The following is a 17,164-nucleotide window of genomic DNA, read 5'->3' as shown; positions in this document are numbered from 1 at the left end:
GACGACAACGACGGTGACCACGGCGGCAGACAGCCCGGTGACACCTTCGGGGGGCGAGTCAGGCGCGGAAACACAACATCCAGCAGGAACCGGTGCACCCACGGGTACGCAGGCGTACGCCGCGACCGAACCCGCCGCAGTGCCCGCGGCGCCTGCGTCTGCCGCACCGCCCGTGACGGGCGCCGCCGCAGCCACGCCAGCCGGCGCGTCCACCGCAGCCGCCTCCGCGGCGCCCGATGCGGCAGTGGAGATTCCCGCAGCCGCGGCTCCCGCCCAGACTGCGTCCCCTGCGCCTGCGTCCACGTCGACAGTGTCAGTGGCGCCTACGCCCGTCGCTTCAGCGCCGGTTGCTTCGACGCCGGTTGCGCCTACGCCGGTCGCTTCGACGCCGGTTGCGTCTGCGCCCGTCACTTCGACGCCGGTTGCGTCTGCGCCGGTCGCTTCGACGCCAGTTGCGTCTGCGCCCGCGTCCGCCGCACCTGCAGCCGCACCGTCGCCTGCGGCCTCCGCCGCTGCCGCCTCCGCCGCCCCGGACGCTGCAATCGACCTCCCTGCCGCTGAGCCTGCCCTGAGCGCTGCAGCCGCACCAATGACTGCTGGGACATCCGCTGCCGCCGCGCCCATGCCTGCCGCGCCAACCGGGGCAACTGCAGACGCCGCCGCTGCTGTAGACGCCGCCGCTGCTGCCGACGCCCCTGTGGACGCCGCCCCGGTGGATGCCGCACCCGCGACCTTCGACACCTTTGGTCTGCACCCGAGCATCCTGCAGGCCATCGTTGCCACGGGCTATACCGTGCCGACGCCGATCCAGGCCAAGGCCATTCCGGTGGTTGTTGCGGGTGCCGACGTCATGGGCGCCGCGCAGACCGGTACCGGCAAGACGGCGGCGTTCACGCTGCCTATCCTGCACCGCCTGATGCCGCTGGCCAACGCAAGCGCCTCGCCTGCCCGTCACCCGGTGCGCGCGCTGATCCTGACGCCGACCCGCGAACTGGCCGACCAGGTGGCCGAGAACGTCAAGCGCTACAGCAAGTTCACACCGCTGCGTGCCGCAGTCGTGTTCGGCGGTGTCGACATTGCGCCCCAGAAAGCCGAGTTGCGCGCTGGCTGTGAAGTCCTGATCGCCACTCCCGGCCGACTGCTCGACCACGTCGAACAGAAGACCGTGAACCTGAGCCAGGTCGGCATGCTGGTCCTGGACGAAGCGGATCGCATGCTCGACATGGGCTTCCTGCCCGACCTCGAACGCATCATGCGTCTGCTGCCCGAAAAACGGCAGACCCTGCTGTTCTCGGCCACGTTCAGCAATGAAATCCGTCGCCTGGGCCACACGTTCCTGAAGCAGCCAATCGAAATCGAAACGGCTGCCCGCAACGCCACATCCGACAACGTCACCCAGATCGCCTATGCACTGAGCAGCGACGCCAAACGCGCCGCCGTCGTGCACCTGGTCAAGTCACGCAACCTGAACCAGGTCATCGTGTTTTCGAACACGAAGATCGGCACTGCGCGCCTGGCGCGTCAGCTGGAACTGGATGGCGTGCGCGCCGAATCCATCCACGGCGACAAGACGCAAACCGACCGCATGAAGGCGCTTGAAGCCTTCAAGGCAGGCACGCTGGAAGTGCTGGTAGCCACCGACGTGGCCGCGCGCGGTCTGGACGTGGCGGGCGTGCCGTGCGTCATCAACTATGACCTGCCGCACAGCGCCGAAGACTACGTGCACCGCATCGGCCGCACTGGCCGAGCAGGCGCCCGGGGCGAAGCCATCGCGCTCTACACGCCCGAAGAAGAAAAATACCTGATCGACATCGAAAAGCTGATCAAGCGCACGGTGCCCCGCGCCACGCTCGACCTGCCTGTCACCCCAGGTTCCTTGCGCACCTCGCGCGAAAGCCGGGAAGGGCGCGAGCCCCGCCGCGACAGCAGTCGCGGCGCCAGCGAAGGCACCCGCGACACGGGTGCAAGCGGCGCCGCCAGCCGTGACAGCAGCCGTGACACCACCCGCGATGCCAGCCGTGACGGGGCGCGTGACGCCGGCCGCGACAGCACGCGTTCACCGTCACGCGACGGCGCCCGTTCCGCCGCGCCGGGTGCGTCGTCGCCCCGCAGCTACGATCGGCCGGACCGCAGCGGGTCCCGCGATGCGCGCTCATCAGGCCGCGGTGGCCGGTCGGCGCCGGTGGACGACTTCTTTTCGAAGCCGTACGTGCCGTCGCCCTCGGCCCACCGTGACACGACGCCAGCAACGGATGCCGCGCCTAGCCGCCCCGGCCCGAAGCGCCAGCTGGCCGCCTTGCTGGGTGGTGGCAAGAAGTCCTGATCGTTCAGGTTCGGACCACCCCGGTTCGGACCGCTCAGGTCTTGATGGCTAGCTTCTGATTGTCCGGTCCCTGATCGTTCAGGTCTGGTCAGCCGGCGCCGCGAATGGGCCAAGCCGCCACGCTGTCACGCCCTTCCAACCCCCGATACCCAAGCGGTACTCGGGGGTTTTTGCTTCCTGCTTACCTTGCCACCGCATCCCGTGACGCCGCGTCCGCAGCCTGCGCTTCGGACGCCAACCGTGCCGCGCCATTCAACGCGCCATAGCCGTCATACCCGCCAACCCGCTGCACCACTTCAAAAAAGAAGCGGTCCGCAAAGCGGGGGGTATAGATATGGAAAAATGCACCCAACGGTGTCTGGTCAAACAGGATGCCCAGACTGTGCATTTTCCCCACCAGCGCCGGGTCGAGGTCGCTGCGTGCCAGCAGGTCCTCGTAGTAGTTAGGCGAGATGGGAACGAACTGCGTGCCCGATGCCCGCAACTGCGCCACCGCCGCAAAGATGTCATCGCATGCAAAGGCCAGGTGATGCAGGCCGCCGCTACCGCCGCTTGCATTGACCGCGTGCGCCACGCCGGTCCGGCGGCTGGAAGACACGTTCATCACCATCCGCACGCTGCGCGTGTCATTGCAGACGCTGCTGCTTTGCACGAGCCCATACGGATCCGCCAATTCCTGGCTGTCGCCAGGCTCGAGACCCAGCACCGCGCGGCTGAAGAGCACCCAGCTGTCCAGTTGATCGGGCGGCAGCGCCAGCGCGATGTGGTCCAACGATTTCAGGAGGGGACCCGGCCGGGGCGATCGTGACAACGTTGCGGCGCCGGACGATGGCGTCGCCACGTCAAAATCGGCGGCTTCGAATCCGGGCGTTCCGGCTCCGGTCGGCACGAAATGGATGCGCATGCCGCCAGGCGAGACGATGGCAGGAATATGCAGTTCGTCTGGCCGGCGCGGTGTGTCGGCGGCGGCAGAAAGCAGGGCCGACGCACGTGCGGCGGCCTGATCCGGCAGGGGCGTCCCAAGGCCGATCGCGCACATGCCCGGCCCGCCCTGGCGCTCGAAACGCTGGCTGGCAAACGAGTCGGGCTCGGCGTTCACGACCAGACGGATATCGCCCTGCGCGTACAGCTGCACGTCTTTGGAACGATGCTGCCCGGCCAGATGGAATCCCAGGCTAGCGAGCAGGGTCCCAAGGGTCGCGGCATGTGCGGTGTCGACGGCAAACTCGACGAACGCCACGCCGTTCAACACTGGAACGGCGGGCGGCTTGAACAGCCACGCCTGTGTCGCCGTCTGGCGCCACAGCCTGTCGTGATCTCCGCTGGTTTCCAGCCGCGATCGCACCCGGCTTTCAAGCCACAACAAGGATCGCATCGCGTCGGTTGCGGTGCGTCGATTGGGCGTCTCGCGAAACTGGTCGTTGAAAATTTCAAGCGACAGCGGGCCTTCGTAACCCGACTTCAGCACCTGTTCGAAAAAGTATTCGCAGTCCAGTTGCCCCTGGCCGGGAAAGTTGCGGTAGTGGCGCGCCCACTGCAGAACATCCATCTGCAATTGCGGGGCATCGGCCATCTGCAAAAAGAAAATCTTGTCGCCAGGAAGCGTCGCGATGTCCGTGGGGTCGTCCTGCAGCGACAAGGTATGGAAGCTGTCCAGGATCAGGCCCAGATGGGAGTGATTGGCCAGCGCAACCCGTTTCCATGCATCGCGATAGCGCCTGACATGACGTCCCCAGGCCAGCGCTTCGTAGCCGATGCGGATGTCGTATCGCGCGGCGCGTTCAGCTATTTCGTACAGCTGCGCAGCCGCCCGTTCGGGTTCCCCTGTCGACAACGGCGACGTGTTCGAACACACCAGCAGCGTCGGGCAGCCCAGTTCCTTCATGAGCGCGAACTTGTGTTCGGCACGCGCCAGGCTGCGGCGGAAATGGGCGGTCGGCATGCCCTCTAGATCGCGAAAGGGCTGGTACAGGTCGATTCGTAGCCCGTGATCGCTGGCCATGCGCTGCAAGGCAAGGGCGCTGCCGGAAAAATGGACGAAGTCCGGCTCGAACAGTTCGATACCGTCAAACCCGGCGGCGGCAATGGCTTCGATCTTCTGCCGAAGGGTCCCGCTCATTGACACGGTGGCAATGGACCGGTGCACGGTCGTTCTCCTTGGGATGCGCAGTCAGCACCAACTGGCGCAAGCAGCAAGCGTACCCAATCGCGTGCTCACCATCACCGCGCGCACCATGACTTCCGTCTTGACGCGTCGTGAACAATCAGCGCCGTGGCCGTGGAACGTGCAGCGCCGTATCCAAGGCATAGGCACCCTGGGTCAGCTCCTGTTTCATGTACTCGATGCAGGCGCCCACTTTGGCCGACGTGGTGCTGCGGCTGCAGGTCATGGCCCAGACGTCGGCGCATTCCACGTAATCCGGCAGGACCTGCACCAGGCTGCCGTCGCGCAGATGCGCCGCCACATCCCACACCGACAACAGCAGGATGCCGTGGCCTTGCAGGCCCCAGATTCTGACGATGTCGCTGTGATTGGAACCGAAGCGGCCCGTCACCTTGACCGTGTGCAGGCCATCGGGGCCTTGCAGGCGCCACACGCCAAACGCCTGTTCGCGGTCACGGAAGGCCAGGCATTCGTGCTGGGTCAGGTCATCCGGCGTCGCGGGCATGCCGCAGCGCGCCAGATAGGCGGGCGACGCACAGAGGACGCGGCTGCTGTCGGCAATGCGGTGCGCGATCAGATGCGGATTGACCGGCTCGCCAACGCGGATGTCGATGTCGAAGCCTTCTTCGATCAGGTTGACGCGGCGGTCCACCAGTTCCAGCCAGACATCCAGTTTGGGATAGCGCTGCTGCAGGCCGGAAAGCACGTAGGACACGTGACTACGGCCCAACCGCAGGCTGGTACTGATACGCAACAACCCGCTCGGTTCATTGCGCGCGCTTGCCACGGCCTCGGTCATGGCGTCGACGTCTTCCAGCACCTTCAATGCCGCGCGGTAGACCCGTTCGCCTTCGTTGCTGATATGCACGCGCCGGGTGGTCCGGTGGAAGAGCCGCACGCCCAGTTGCGTCTCGAGAATGTGGATGCGTTTGCTGACGTAGGCGGGGGATACACCGCGTTCGTTGGCGGTCGCGATGAAGCTGCCACGGCGCGCCACTTCACAGAAAACAGAGAGGTCGTTGAGTTCAGGCTTATTGTGCACGCGGCGTTGTTTTCGTGAAGACGGATGAGCCAATGATAAGAGCAGGGGCCGTCGGTATTCTCTTCGCAAAACCACGATCAGGAGACGAAATGCCACACGCACAACCCCTCACGCACACGCCGTTCTGGCTGGCGTTTCACACCCTGCATCCGGCTTGCTGACGCGTTGTCGGTCACGACCATGTCTCGTCTTCGCATCGCCATTGTCGGCGCCGGCAGCATGGGCCAGGCGCACCTGGCCGTCGTGCAACGCAGTGCCTCGTGCACGGTGTCGGCGCTGGTCGACCCGTCCCCTGCAGCAGCCCACGTCGCGCAGCTTGCCGGTGTCCCGCTGTACCCCACGCTGGATCAACTCATTGAACGTGACCGGCCCGATGGTCTCATCCTGGCGACCCCCAACACACTGCATGCCGACCAGGCGTTGTGGTGCATTGCGCGGGGTGTTCCCGCGTTGATCGAAAAGCCCTTGGCTGCCACGGTTCCCGACGCCCTGGCCATTGTCGAAGCCGTCGATCGCACCGGCGCCAAGGTGCTGGTCGGCCATCACCGCGCGCACAGTCCGATCATGGCGCACGCACGACAACTGGTTGCCGATGGCCGGCTGGGTCCCATCGTCGCCGTCATGGGCAGCGCCCTGTTCTACAAGCCCGATCAGTACTTTGTTGACGGGCCCTGGCGCACCGGGCCGGGTGCCGGGCGGGTGCTGCTCAACATGATCCATGAAGTGCACAACCTCCGCATGCTGTGCGGCGACATCGCTGCCGTCCAGGCGCTGGGGTCCCGGCACACCCGCGGCTTTCCGGTCGAAGACACCGTGGCGATCACCTTGCGCTTTGCCAGTGGCGCCTTGGGCACCTTCATGTTGTCGGACACGGCAGCCAGTGCGCGCAGCTGGGAGCAGACGTCAAAAGAAAACCCGATCTACGCGCATTACGACGACGAAGACTGCTACGTCATTGCCGGCACCTTTGGTTCGCTGGCCATCCCGACCATGCGGCTCAAGACCTGGGGCAAGGCGGATGACCGGTCCTGGCGAACGCACTTCGATGTCGGCCAGGGCGAAACGACACGTGAAGACCCGCTCGCCCGCCAGCTTGCGCACTTTGCCGACGTGATCCGCGACGACGTCACGCCGCTTGTCAGCGCGCGCGATGGCCTGTGCAACGTGCGCGTCACCCAGGCCATTCTGGATGCGGTACGCGCCGGCACCACGATCACGATCTCGCCCGACTGACGTCAGGTCTCTGACGCCCATCACGGACGCGCAAGCGTTCTTTTCACCCACGCACCAAGGAACCTCCATGCACAAGATCGTGATGCTGCATGGCATCAACCACAACCTGTTTGGGCAGCGCGAACACGCCCACTACGGCAGCGTCACGCTGGCCGACATCGACCATTCCTTGCAGGACCTGGGTCGGGAATTGGGCGCGGAAGTCGCCTGCTTCCAGACCAACAGCGAAGCCGAAATCTGCGACCGCATCCACCGGGCGTTCCAGGAAAAGACCGACGCGGTGCTGATCAACGCAGGCGCATGGACGCACTACAGCTATGGCATCCGCGATGCGCTGGCCGTGCTGAATGTCCCGGTGGTCGAGATCCACATGTCGAACATTCACGCCCGCGAAGCGTTCCGTCACCAGTCCGTCTTCGCCAGCGTTGTCACAGGCCAGATCTGCGGATTTGGCGCCGAGAGCTACACCCTGGGTCTGCGCGCCGCCGTGTCGGCCATTGCAGCCCGAACAGCAGGAGTCCAGGCATGATCAAGACAGTTTCGATGGCGGCCGCCGTGGCGGCGTGCGGCATGGCGGTGTGCAGCACGGCAGCGTTCGCGCAATCGTCCGTGACCTTGTATGGCACCGTCGACCAATACGTCAGTTATCTGCGCAGCAGTTCAGGCGAAAAATCGGTTGCGCTTGAAGATGGCGCGCTGACCCGCACCCGGTGGGGACTGCGCGGCAGCGAGGACCTGGGCGGCGGGCGGCGCGCCACCTTCCAGCTTGAAGCCGGCGCCAACGCCGACGACGGCAAGGCTGCGGACACATCCCGCCTGTTCGACCGGCAGGCCTGGGTCGGACTGGGCGGGGGCTTTGGGGAAGTGCGTGTGGGGCGGCAGAACACCGTGGTGCTGGGCCGAGGGTCGTACGTCGATCATTCCGCCCGCACGCTCGGTTCCGTCTTCAACGCGTTCGGCATTCCGGCGCGCTACGACAACGACGTGTCCTACATCTCGCCTCGGGTCGCCGGGTTTCTGGTCGAAGCGCATTACGCTCTGGCCGAGACACCGAATCAAAGTCGCCGCCAGTCGGTCAAGCAGTTGGGCGTGGATTACGAGACGGGGCCTTACCGCCTGGGCTACGTCGGCGTCACAGCCGGACCGCGCTCGCCAGCTGCCTACACCGCCAATGTGCAGTACCAGAACGTGTACGCCAATTATGACTATGGGCAGGGCAAGGTCTACCTGGCGTATGCGCGGTCGAACAACACGACCGCGACCGGGGCGGGCAACAATACGGGCACGATCCTGAGCAATGTGGGCGGCGTGGTGGACGGCAGCAATGCCGACGTGAACCGCATGTACAACCTCTGGCAGATTTCGGCAGATTATCGGGCCACGCCGCAGTTTCGCGTTGGCGCCTTGTTCGGCTTGCTGGATGACCGGTCGGGCAACCGCAGTGCATCCGGCATGTCGGTCGCCGGGTTCTATGACCTGTCCAAGCGCACCACGGTCTATACGGTGGGCCAGCAATTGCGCAATCGTGGATCGGCGGGCTTTCGGCCGGCGGGGTCAGCTGGCCTGAAGTCCAATTTCGCCACGCCCAATGACGTGAACGGCCGCACGATCACCGGGCTGCATGCCGGGATACTGCATCGCTTCTGATGCGGGATGGCCGACGCGGCGTAGGCCGTGTCGGTTGCGGCGCCTGCCGTGTCGGCTGGTGCGGCGGCCGTGACGTTGGCGTTTCGTTGCAGCATCGGTGTGGACCGCATCCTGCATTGCTGCGGCCCGCATCCCTACTGCCCGCAGCCAGCAGCCGGCATCCGGGCCCGCATGCTGCATGCTGCATTGCGCATTCCTACGGCCCGCATCCCTGCACCCCGCACCGCGCAGCCATCATCATCAGTTGGCGGTGGCCCCCGACTTCTGCACCAGTTCCGCCCAGCGCGGGATTTCCTTGGCCATGAACGCCTGCAGTTCGGCCGGGGTGCTGCCCACGACTTCCATGCCAAGCTGCTGCGTCATCTTCTGGCGGACTTCGGGATTCTGCAGTGCCTTCACCACTTCCGCATTCAGGCGTTGCACAACGTTGGGCGGGGTGCCCTGTGGCGCGTACAGCGCCTGCCAGGACACCATCTCGAAATTGGGCAGGCCGGCTTCGGCCATGGTCGGCACGTTGGGCGCCAATGCGGACCGTTTGGGAGACGTGACGGCCAGGGCGCGCAGCCGGCCGGCCTTGATCATCGCTTCGCCCGCGGTCAATTGATCGAACAGGAAAGGCACCAGGCCGGCGACGACGTCCTGCAAGGCTTGCGGGCTGCCCTTGTAGGGAACGTGGGTCATCGGCACCTGGATGGTGTCGGCAAACAGTTCCCCTGCCAGGTGGGTCGACGTGCCCGCGCCCGACGACGCGAACGTCAGCTTGCCGGGCTGCGCCTTGGCGTACGCGATCAGTTCCTGCACTGAATGGATAGGCAGCTTGGCATCCACCATGAGCACGTTCGGCACATAGGCGATCAGGCTGACCGGCGCAAAGTCCTTGACCGGGTCGTAGCTCAGGTTCTTGTACAGGCTCGCGTTGATGGCGTGCGTGCTGATGGTGCCGCCGAACAGGGTGTAGCCATCGGGCTTGGCGCGGGCCACGTAGGCGGCGCCGACGCCACCGGCTGCGCCCGGCCGATTTTCGATGATGACGGGTTGGCCCAACGACTTGGACATCTCCTGGCCCAGCGTGCGTGCGACGACGTCGGTCGATCCGCCCGGCGCGAACGGCACGACCCAGTTGATAGGCCGGTTTGGCCACGCGTCTTGCGCAAGCGCTGCGTGCAGGGGCAGGGCGGCGCACACCGCCACGAAGGTGATCGCGTGCCACGCACGTGAAGGCAGCCGGCGGGGCGGGTGGTGGTAGTGCTGCTCGTGCTCGTGCTGGTGCTGGTGCTGGTGCTGGTGCTGTTGCTGGAGTTGGAGCTGCTGTTGCAGTTGCTGGAGCGGTTGCGGATGCTGGTCTTGGTCTTGGTCTTGGTCTTGGTCTTGGTCCTGGCAGTGGTCGGGCATGGTGTCTCCTGGTGACCGGCATCAAGGCCGATCTGTTGTGCTTGTGGGTGGATCTGCGGACTGGCAAACGCCGATCGTCAACCTTCAGCGCTGACGCGCCTCGCGCCATGCGGCGAAGTCGGCCCGGGACTGATCGTGCGTGGGCGGATAGAGGCCGATAATGGATCGGCCCTTCAAGACCTCTTCGGTCACGAAATCTTCGAAGGCCGTCATCTCGACGGCTTCGGCGGCGATCTCGTTGGCGATGCCGGCTGGAATGATCACGACGCCTTCGGCATCCCCCACGACCACGTCTCCGGGGAACACGGCGACGTCGCCGCAGCCGATCGGCACGTTGATGTCGATGGCCTGATGCAAGGTCAGGTTGGTGGGTGCCGACGGACGGCGGTGGTAGGCCGGCATGGCGTAGCGCGCAATGTCGGGGGAGTCACGAAAGCCGCCGTCGGTCACGATGCCGGCCGCGCCGCGCTGCATCAGGCGCGCCACAAGGATCGATCCGGCCGACGCGGCGCGGGCGTCCTTGCGGCTGTCGATCACCAGCACCGCGCCGGGCGGGCAGGTTTCGACGGCCTGCCGTTGCGGGTGGGACGCATCATTGAAGACGGCAAGGGTGTTGATGTCTTCGCGCGCCGGGATGTAGCGCAGGGTGTAGGCCTCGCCGACCATAGTGGGCGCCGAGGGGTTCAGCGGGCGGACGTCCTGGATGAACTGGTTGCGCAGGCCGCGCTTGAACAAGGCGGTGCAAAGCGTGGCGGTGCTGACCGTCCGGAGCATGTCGCGGGTACGCGGTTCGAGAGTCGGCATGGCAGATCCAAAGGAAGGAAACAAGAGGGCAGCGCGGCCGCCAGACAGGTGAGCCGGTCAGAACGCAGTCAAAAAATGTTCGGCTCGCCAATCGGCGCACCGAAATCCGTCTGCAGAAAATCGAAATCACAGCCGTCATTGGCCTGTCGGATGTGACGGGTAAACATCCACCCGTAGCCACGTTCGAAACGGGGCGGGGGCGGCACCCACTCGGCTTGCCGCCGGGCGAGTTCGTCATCGGGCACATCGAGATGGATGCTGCGGCGGTCGATATCGACGGAAATCAGATCGCCCGTGCGCACCAGGGCGAACGGCCCGCCGATGTAGGACTCGGGTGTCACATGCAGGATGCAGGCGCCATAGCTCGTGCCGCTCATGCGCGCGTCCGACATCCGGAGCATGTCCCGCACGCCTTGCCGCACCAGTTTTTTCGGGATGGGCAACATGCCCCACTCAGGCATGCCGGGGCCGCCCTGGGGGCCGGCGTTGCGCAGGATCAGGACGTGATCGGCGGTCACCTCCAGGTCGTCGCGTTCCACCGCTTCCTTCATCGATGGATAGTCATCGAAGACCAGAGCAGGGCCGGTGTGTTTGAAGAAGCGCGGGTCGCAGGCGCTGGGTTTGATGACGCAGCCGCCCGGTGCAATGTTTCCCCGCAGCACGGCCAGGGCGCCTTCCTTGTAAAGCGCGGTGGCCTGCGTGCGAATGACGTCGTCGTTGTAGACCTGGGCGCCTTCGATGTTGTCGCCAAGACTGCGGCCCGTCACGGTCAGCGCGTCCAGATGAAGCTTGTCGCCGATCCGGCTCATCAGCCCGGGCAGCCCGCCTGCGTAAAAGAAATCTTCCATCAGATAGGTGTCGCCGCTGGGCCGGATGTTGGCAATGACCGGCACGTGGCGGCTGGCGGCATCGAAGTCCTCCAGCCCGATGTCGTTGCCGGCGCGCCGGGCCATGGCGATCAGGTGGATGATGGCGTTGGTCGAGCACCCCATCGCCATTGCCACCGCGATCGCGTTTTCGTACGCCGGACGTGTCTGGATGCAGGACGGGACCAGGTCTTCCCAGACCATGGAAACGATGCGGCGGCCGGCTTCGGAACACATGCGGATATGGCCCGCGTCCGCCGCCGGGATGGACGATGCGCCGGGCAAGGTCATGCCGATGGACTCGGCGATCGCCGTCATGGTGCTGGCGGTGCCCATGGTCATGCAGGTGCCGTGGCTGCGCGCAATGCCGCCTTCGATGCCGATCCATTCGGCCTGGCTGAGCTTGCCCGCGCGGCGTTCATCCCAGAACTTCCAGGCGTCGGAGCCCGAGCCGAGCACCTGGCCTTTCCAGTTGCCGCGCAGCATCGGCCCCGCGGGCACATAGATGGCCGGTACGTTGGCGCTGGTGGCGCCCATCAGCAGTCCGGGGGTGGTCTTGTCACAGCCGCCCATCAGCACCGCGCCGTCGATCGGATGCGATCGAATCAGTTCTTCGGTTTCGATCGCCAGCAGGTTCCGATACAGCATCGTTGTCGGCTTGACCGCGCTTTCCGACAGCGAGATCGCAGGCAGTTCGACCGGAAAGCCGCCTGCCTGCAGCACGCCGCGCTTGACGTCGTCGACGCGTTGCTTGAAGTGGGCATGGCACGGGTTGAGGTCGGACCAGGTATTGATGATCGCAATGATCGGCCGGTCCAGCCATTCTTCGGGCGAATAGCCCATCTGCATGATGCGGGAACGATGGCCGGAGGAACGAAGGTCGTCTGGTGCGAACCAGCGCGCGCTGCGCAAGGTGTCGGGAGTTTTTCTGGGGCGGGTCATTGTCTCGTACCGTTGTTGTCGACTGCAGGGCAGGCGCGGTGCTCTGTGGCCCGCTGGACTGCATTGAAGCACTAATATATTAGTGCGTCAACGCAGGAGTCCCTGGGGTAAACTCGGCCCATGGAAGCGACTCTCCCCAATGTTCCGGTGCAACGATTCTTGTTCGACCGCACCCGCCAGGCGGCGCCGCAGGTGTTCGAGCACATGCGCGACCAGATCATCGCGATGGCGCTGCCCCCGGGCACCGTGCTGTCGCGTGTGGACCTTGCCACGCAGTACGGCATCAGCCAGACGCCGGTGCGGGATGCGTTGATGCGCCTGAGCGAAGAAGGGCTGGTCGACATCTTTCCGCAGCACGCCACGCGTGTCAGTCCTATCGATATCGCGCTGGCGCAGCAGGCGCATTTTCTGCGGCAGTCGATCGAGCTGGAAGTGGCGCGCGCGCTTGCCGAATCGGCCGACCCCGCGCTGGTGGACACTTTGCGCGCAAACATCCGGCGCATGCGCACGGTCGTTGACGACGACAACTATGCCGAGTTCACGGTGCTGGACCAGGCCTTCCACCGCACCTTGTACGAGGCGGCCAGGGTGCCGGACCTGTTCCACCTGGTGCGGCGCCAAAGCGGTCACCTGGATCGTCTGCGGCGGCTGCATCTGCCCATCGCGGGCAAGACCAAGGCCGTGGTGCGCGACCATGTGGCGATCGTGGACGCGATCGCGGCGGGTGATCCGGTCAAGGCCGAAGCGTGCGTGCGCGGGCACCTGTCGGGTACGCTGTCGCATCTGGACGCGATCCGGTCGCGCTATGCGACGTATCTGCGTTGACCGCTCACCACGCCGTTGTCTTTTCGAGGCCTTCATGACCCCAGCTCCCGCACCGCTCGCCAATTATTCCGATGTCCGCCGCAGCGGGCAGCAGCTGTATGTCTCGGGTACGACCGCACGTCTTGCGGACGGCGTGGCCGGCGTGACCGTGGGCCCGGCGGGTGCCAAAACTTATGACGTGGGCGCGCAGACCGATGTCATCTTGCAGAAGATCGACACGGCGCTGCGGCCGCACGGATCGTCGGTAGGGCGCTGCGTGGCCATGACCTGCTACCTGGTCGACATGGCGGATTTCGCCGCCTTCAACGAGGCCTATAACCGGTGGTTCCCGCCGCAGGTGGTGACGCCGACGCGCACGTGCGTCGCGGTGCTGGCCCTGCCGCATCCCGACATGCGGGTCGAGATCACGGCGATCGCCGGTTTGCCCGAGCGTGACGAAGGACCTGGCACGTCCGACTAGGGAGTACCCGGCTACTGTCGAGCCAGCGGCCGGAACCCTGCTACCATCTGCGGGCCCCGCAGTACCCCCGCAACCCGTTGTGCCCTCTCATGCCCCACCCCGTACCGCCCCAAGCTCTGCCGGACGAGCGCCTTGCCTTCCTGTCCGGCGGCGGTGAAATGGGAGCCCGCATGCGCGCCTTCGACTGGGCCGCGTCGCCCCTTGGCGATCCGGCGGCCTGGCCGCAATCCCTGCGTTCGATGATCTCGGTCTGCCTGAACTCGCCCATGCTGGGCACGGTGCTCTGGGGACCCGATCTGCGCATGTTCTACAACGATGCGTATATCGATTCGATGGCCGATCGTCACCCGGCCGCCCTGGGCGCGCCAGTTGCCTGCGTCTGGGGCGATGCCTGGACGCAGGTGTCGCCCCCGTTCCTGCAATGCCTGCAAACCGGCCAAGGGTTCTCGCAGACGCGCGTTCCTTTGCCAATCCTGCGGCGGGGGAAGGCCGAAACCACCTGGTGGGACTTCAGCGCCGCCCCGATCCGCGGCGAAGACGGCAGCATCGTCGGTCTGTTCAACCAGGGTGTCGAGACGACCGACCGCGTCGTTGCCGAAGCCGAGATCCGTGCCGACGCCGATGCCAAGGCCTTCCTGCTGGCGCTGGAAGAACGCCTGCGTGACCGGTTCGATGCCGACGCCTGCATCCGCGCGGCAGCAGAATTGCTGGGACGGCGGCTGGGCGTCGGCCAGGTGGCCTATGGCGAATTCGATGCGTCGGGCGAGCACGTCGACGTCAAGTCGGACTGGAACGACGGCCACTTCGAGCCCATCCGCGGACAGTTTGCGGTGGACGCGTTCGGTCCGGCATTTATCCGCGAGCTTCGGGCAGGGCGCACAGTGGCCATCGCAGACATCCACAGCGACCCCAGGTCGTGCGGGCCTGAAGCGTTGCCCGCATTCGAAAGCGTGGGCGTCGCGGCGCTGGTCAATGTGCCGGTGTTCAAAGATGGCCGGTTGATGGCCGTGCTGGCCGTGCATTCCAGTGCAAGGCGTATCTGGTCTCCTGACGAGCTGGCATTGGCGGAACAGGTGGCCGAACGCCTGTGGGCATCGGTGGTGCGCATGGGGACCCACACGCTGTTGCAGCACAGTGAACGCCGTCTGGAAGCGGCGCTGGCGATTGCCCGGCTCGGCGCGTTCGAGTGGAATTTTCTGACCGGCGAAACCCGGTTTGATCAGCGGGCCCGCGATATCTTCGGGTTTTCGCCCGACGAACGCCTGGATGCGCAAAAGATCATCGACCGGATCGAGCCGGCGGACCGGCCGTCGGTCGATGCGGAAACGAGCATGGCGTCACGCGTCGTCGGACAGCGGGATATCGAATACCGCGTGCGCGCGCCGGGCGCACCGATCCGTCTCGTACGCAGCCTGAGCGATGTCTCCGCCGCGGCCGACGGCAGGATCGAACGCGTGATCGGCGTTTTTGAAGATGTGACGCAGCGGCGGCAGGCCGAAACGCGGCTGCGCGATAGCGAGGAGTTCAATCGCCGCGTATTGGCCAGCAGCGATGACTGCATCAAGGTGCTGGATCTGGACGCGTGCATCGTGTTCATGAGCGAAGGCGGGCAGCGCGTCATGGAGGTCAGCGAATTCGAAACGATACGCGGCAAGCCCTGGCCCGATCTCTGGAAGGGCGAAGGGCATCACGATGCGATCGCCGCGGTCGCCGCCGCCCGCGACGGCATGAGCTTTCGTTTCCAGGGCGCGGCCGACACCCTGGCCGGCACGCCCAAGTGGTGGGATGTGCAGGTCACACCCATCCTCGACGCCGAGGGCCGTCCTGAAAAGCTGCTGTCCGTGTCCCGCGACATCACCACACGCAAGCAGATCGAACTGGCCTTGCAGGCGTTGAATGAAACCCTGGAGCATCGGGTCGTCGAACGCACTCGCGACCGCAACAGCCTGTGGGAATTGTCGTCGGACATCATGCTGCGGTGCGAGGCGAGCGGCACCATTACCGCCGTCAATCCCGCCTGGACCGAAGTGTTGGGATGGCGCGATGATGAACTGCTCGGCCAGGACATTTTCGACTTCATCCACCCCGACGACCGGCATCGTGCCGATCCGGATACCCGGGCGTCGGGCGAGGGGCGTCCTTACCGGCGCTTCGACAACCGGTACCTGCACAAAGATGGCAGCTACCGGTGGATTTCGTGGTCGACCCGGCTGGACCAGGGTGTGGTCAACGCGGTCGGGCGCGATGTGACGCTGGACTATGAACGGGCCGAGGCGCTCAAGGTGGCCGAGGCGTCGCTGCGCCAGGCGCAGAAGATGGAAGCGGTCGGTCAACTGACCGGCGGGCTGGCGCACGATTTCAACAACCTGCTGGCCGGCATTTCGGGCAGCCTGGAATTGACGCAGGTGCGCCTGGCCCAGGGCCGGTTCAACGACGTGGATCGCTACATGGCGGCCGCCCAGGGCGCCGCGCGCCGCGCCGCGGCCTTGACGCATCGGCTGCTGGCTTTTTCGCGCCGGCAGACGCTGGACCCGAAGCCGACGGACGTGAATCGCCTGGTCTTTGGCATGGAAGAACTGATCCGCCGCACCATCGGCCCGTCGATCGAACTGGAAACCGTTGGCGCGGCCGGTCTGTGGCCCGCCCTGGTCGATGGGTCCCAGCTGGAAAATGCACTGCTGAACCTGTGCATCAACGCGCGGGACGCCATGCCCGATGGCGGACGGATCACCATCGAGACCGCCAACAAGTGGCTGGACCGATGGACGGCCGATCACCACACGATTCCGGACGGGCAGTACCTGTCGCTGTGCGTGACGGATACCGGCACCGGCATGACGCCCGAGGTGATTGCGCGGGTGTTCGAACCGTTCTTTACCACCAAGCCGATCGGCGCCGGGACGGGCCTCGGGCTGTCCATGATCTATGGCTTTGCGCACCAGTCGGGCGGCCAGGTGCGGATCTATTCGGAGGTGGGGCAGGGCACGACCGTGTGCATCTACCTGCCGCGTCATCAGGGGGAAGGCGAAGTGGTCGAGCCCCTGCCCGCGCCTGCCGAGTTGCCGCGGGCGGAGCAGGGCGAGACCGTGCTGGTGGTGGATGACGAGCCGACCGTGCGCATGCTCGTCGCCGACATCCTGGATGAGCTGGGCTACACCGCCATCGAAGCCGACGATGGCCCGTCAGGGTTGCGGATCCTGCAGTCGGACGCGCGGATCGACCTGCTGATCTCCGACGTGGGCCTGCCGGGCGGCATGAACGGCCGGCAGATGGCGGATGCGGCGCGTGTGTCGCGGCCCGAGCTCAAGGTGCTGTTCATTACCGGCTATGCGGAAAATTCCGTGGTCGGCAACGGCCATCTGGCGCACGGCATGCAGGTGCTGACCAAGCCGTTCGCGGTCGACGTGATGGCCGACCGGATCCGGGCGATTATCGGCGCGGACTGAGCATCACTGCCCCGGCGCCG

General features: G+C 65.7%; 13 protein-coding genes. 8 read left to right on the top strand and 5 right to left on the bottom strand.

The window, feature by feature from the left end; translation table 11 throughout:
* Positions 1 to 622: 622 nt before the first annotated feature.
* Positions 623 to 2,323, top strand: a complete 1,701-nt coding sequence (locus HD883_RS09585) for a DEAD/DEAH box helicase (RefSeq protein ID WP_179588643.1) — start codon at positions 623 to 625, stop codon at positions 2,321 to 2,323.
* A gap of 181 nt (positions 2,324 to 2,504) precedes the next feature.
* On the opposite strand, the gene HD883_RS09580 is transcribed toward HD883_RS09585, so the two are convergent.
* Together HD883_RS09580 and HD883_RS09575 are read right to left on the bottom strand one after the other, a co-directional pair.
* Entirely contained in the window at positions 2,505 to 4,469 is a 1,965-nt protein-coding gene (locus HD883_RS09580) for a bifunctional sugar phosphate isomerase/epimerase/4-hydroxyphenylpyruvate dioxygenase family protein (protein ID WP_179586081.1), read from the bottom strand.
* A 118-nt stretch (positions 4,470 to 4,587) separates the two neighbouring features.
* Positions 4,588 to 5,529 (bottom strand): LysR substrate-binding domain-containing protein, encoded by a 942-nt coding sequence (locus tag HD883_RS09575; RefSeq protein ID WP_179586083.1) that lies wholly within the window; start codon positions 5,527 to 5,529, stop codon positions 4,588 to 4,590.
* 180 nt (positions 5,530 to 5,709) lie between these two features.
* Here HD883_RS09575 and HD883_RS09570 point away from each other — a divergent pair, with 180 nt between their 5' ends.
* From HD883_RS09570 to HD883_RS09560, 3 genes are all read left to right on the top strand, one after another.
* Complete coding sequence (locus HD883_RS09570) at positions 5,710 to 6,762, top strand: Gfo/Idh/MocA family protein (protein WP_179586085.1); 1,053 nt, start codon at positions 5,710 to 5,712, stop codon at positions 6,760 to 6,762.
* A gap of 67 nt (positions 6,763 to 6,829) precedes the next feature.
* Positions 6,830 to 7,291, top strand: a complete 462-nt coding sequence (gene aroQ, locus HD883_RS09565) for a type II 3-dehydroquinate dehydratase (protein WP_179586088.1) — start codon at positions 6,830 to 6,832, stop codon at positions 7,289 to 7,291.
* Between the two features lie 14 nt (positions 7,292 to 7,305).
* A complete protein-coding gene (locus HD883_RS09560) occupies positions 7,306 to 8,409 on the top strand; it encodes a porin (RefSeq protein ID WP_257022460.1) in 1,104 nt (367 codons plus the stop codon).
* A 240-nt stretch (positions 8,410 to 8,649) separates the two neighbouring features.
* On the opposite strand, the gene HD883_RS09555 is transcribed toward HD883_RS09560, so the two are convergent.
* Positions 8,650 to 9,600, bottom strand: coding sequence for a Bug family tripartite tricarboxylate transporter substrate binding protein (locus HD883_RS09555; protein ID WP_373563334.1), 951 nt, complete (start codon positions 9,598 to 9,600; stop codon positions 8,650 to 8,652).
* A gap of 54 nt (positions 9,601 to 9,654) precedes the next feature.
* Between HD883_RS09555 and HD883_RS09550 the strand changes: the two genes are divergently transcribed.
* Entirely contained in the window at positions 9,655 to 9,816 is a 162-nt protein-coding gene (locus tag HD883_RS09550) for a hypothetical protein (protein WP_179582105.1), read from the top strand.
* A gap of 69 nt (positions 9,817 to 9,885) precedes the next feature.
* Here the strand turns inward: HD883_RS09550 and HD883_RS09545 are convergent, their stop codons facing one another.
* Positions 9,886 to 10,605 carry a ribonuclease activity regulator RraA gene (locus tag HD883_RS09545; RefSeq protein WP_179586092.1) on the bottom strand — a complete coding sequence of 240 codons (720 nt, stop codon included), beginning with the start codon at positions 10,603 to 10,605 and terminating at the stop codon, positions 9,886 to 9,888.
* Positions 10,606 to 10,673: 68 nt separating this feature from the next.
* Complete coding sequence (gene araD / locus HD883_RS09540; protein WP_179586094.1) at positions 10,674 to 12,413, bottom strand: L-arabinonate dehydratase; 1,740 nt, start codon at positions 12,411 to 12,413, stop codon at positions 10,674 to 10,676.
* A gap of 120 nt (positions 12,414 to 12,533) precedes the next feature.
* Here araD and HD883_RS09535 point away from each other — a divergent pair, with 120 nt between their 5' ends.
* The 3 genes from HD883_RS09535 (at position 12,534) to HD883_RS27935 (ending at position 17,144) form a co-directional block, all read left to right on the top strand.
* Entirely contained in the window at positions 12,534 to 13,238 is a 705-nt protein-coding gene (locus tag HD883_RS09535) for a GntR family transcriptional regulator (RefSeq protein ID WP_179586096.1), read from the top strand.
* Positions 13,239 to 13,272: 34 nt separating this feature from the next.
* Positions 13,273 to 13,698: a RidA family protein gene (locus HD883_RS09530; RefSeq protein WP_179586098.1), complete on the top strand. Its 426-nt coding sequence runs from the start codon at positions 13,273 to 13,275 to the stop codon at positions 13,696 to 13,698.
* Between the two features lie 89 nt (positions 13,699 to 13,787).
* A complete protein-coding gene (locus HD883_RS27935; protein WP_179586100.1) occupies positions 13,788 to 17,144 on the top strand; it encodes a PAS domain-containing protein in 3,357 nt (1,118 codons plus the stop codon).
* Positions 17,145 to 17,164 lie beyond the last annotated feature (20 nt).

Origin of the sequence: Pigmentiphaga litoralis (genome assembly GCF_013408655.1) — a bacterium.
Classification (GTDB): Bacteria; Pseudomonadota; Gammaproteobacteria; order Burkholderiales; family Burkholderiaceae_B; genus Pigmentiphaga; species Pigmentiphaga litoralis_A.
Note: the sequence above shows the minus strand (reverse complement) of the source record. Positions and strands in the feature narration are given on the sequence as shown.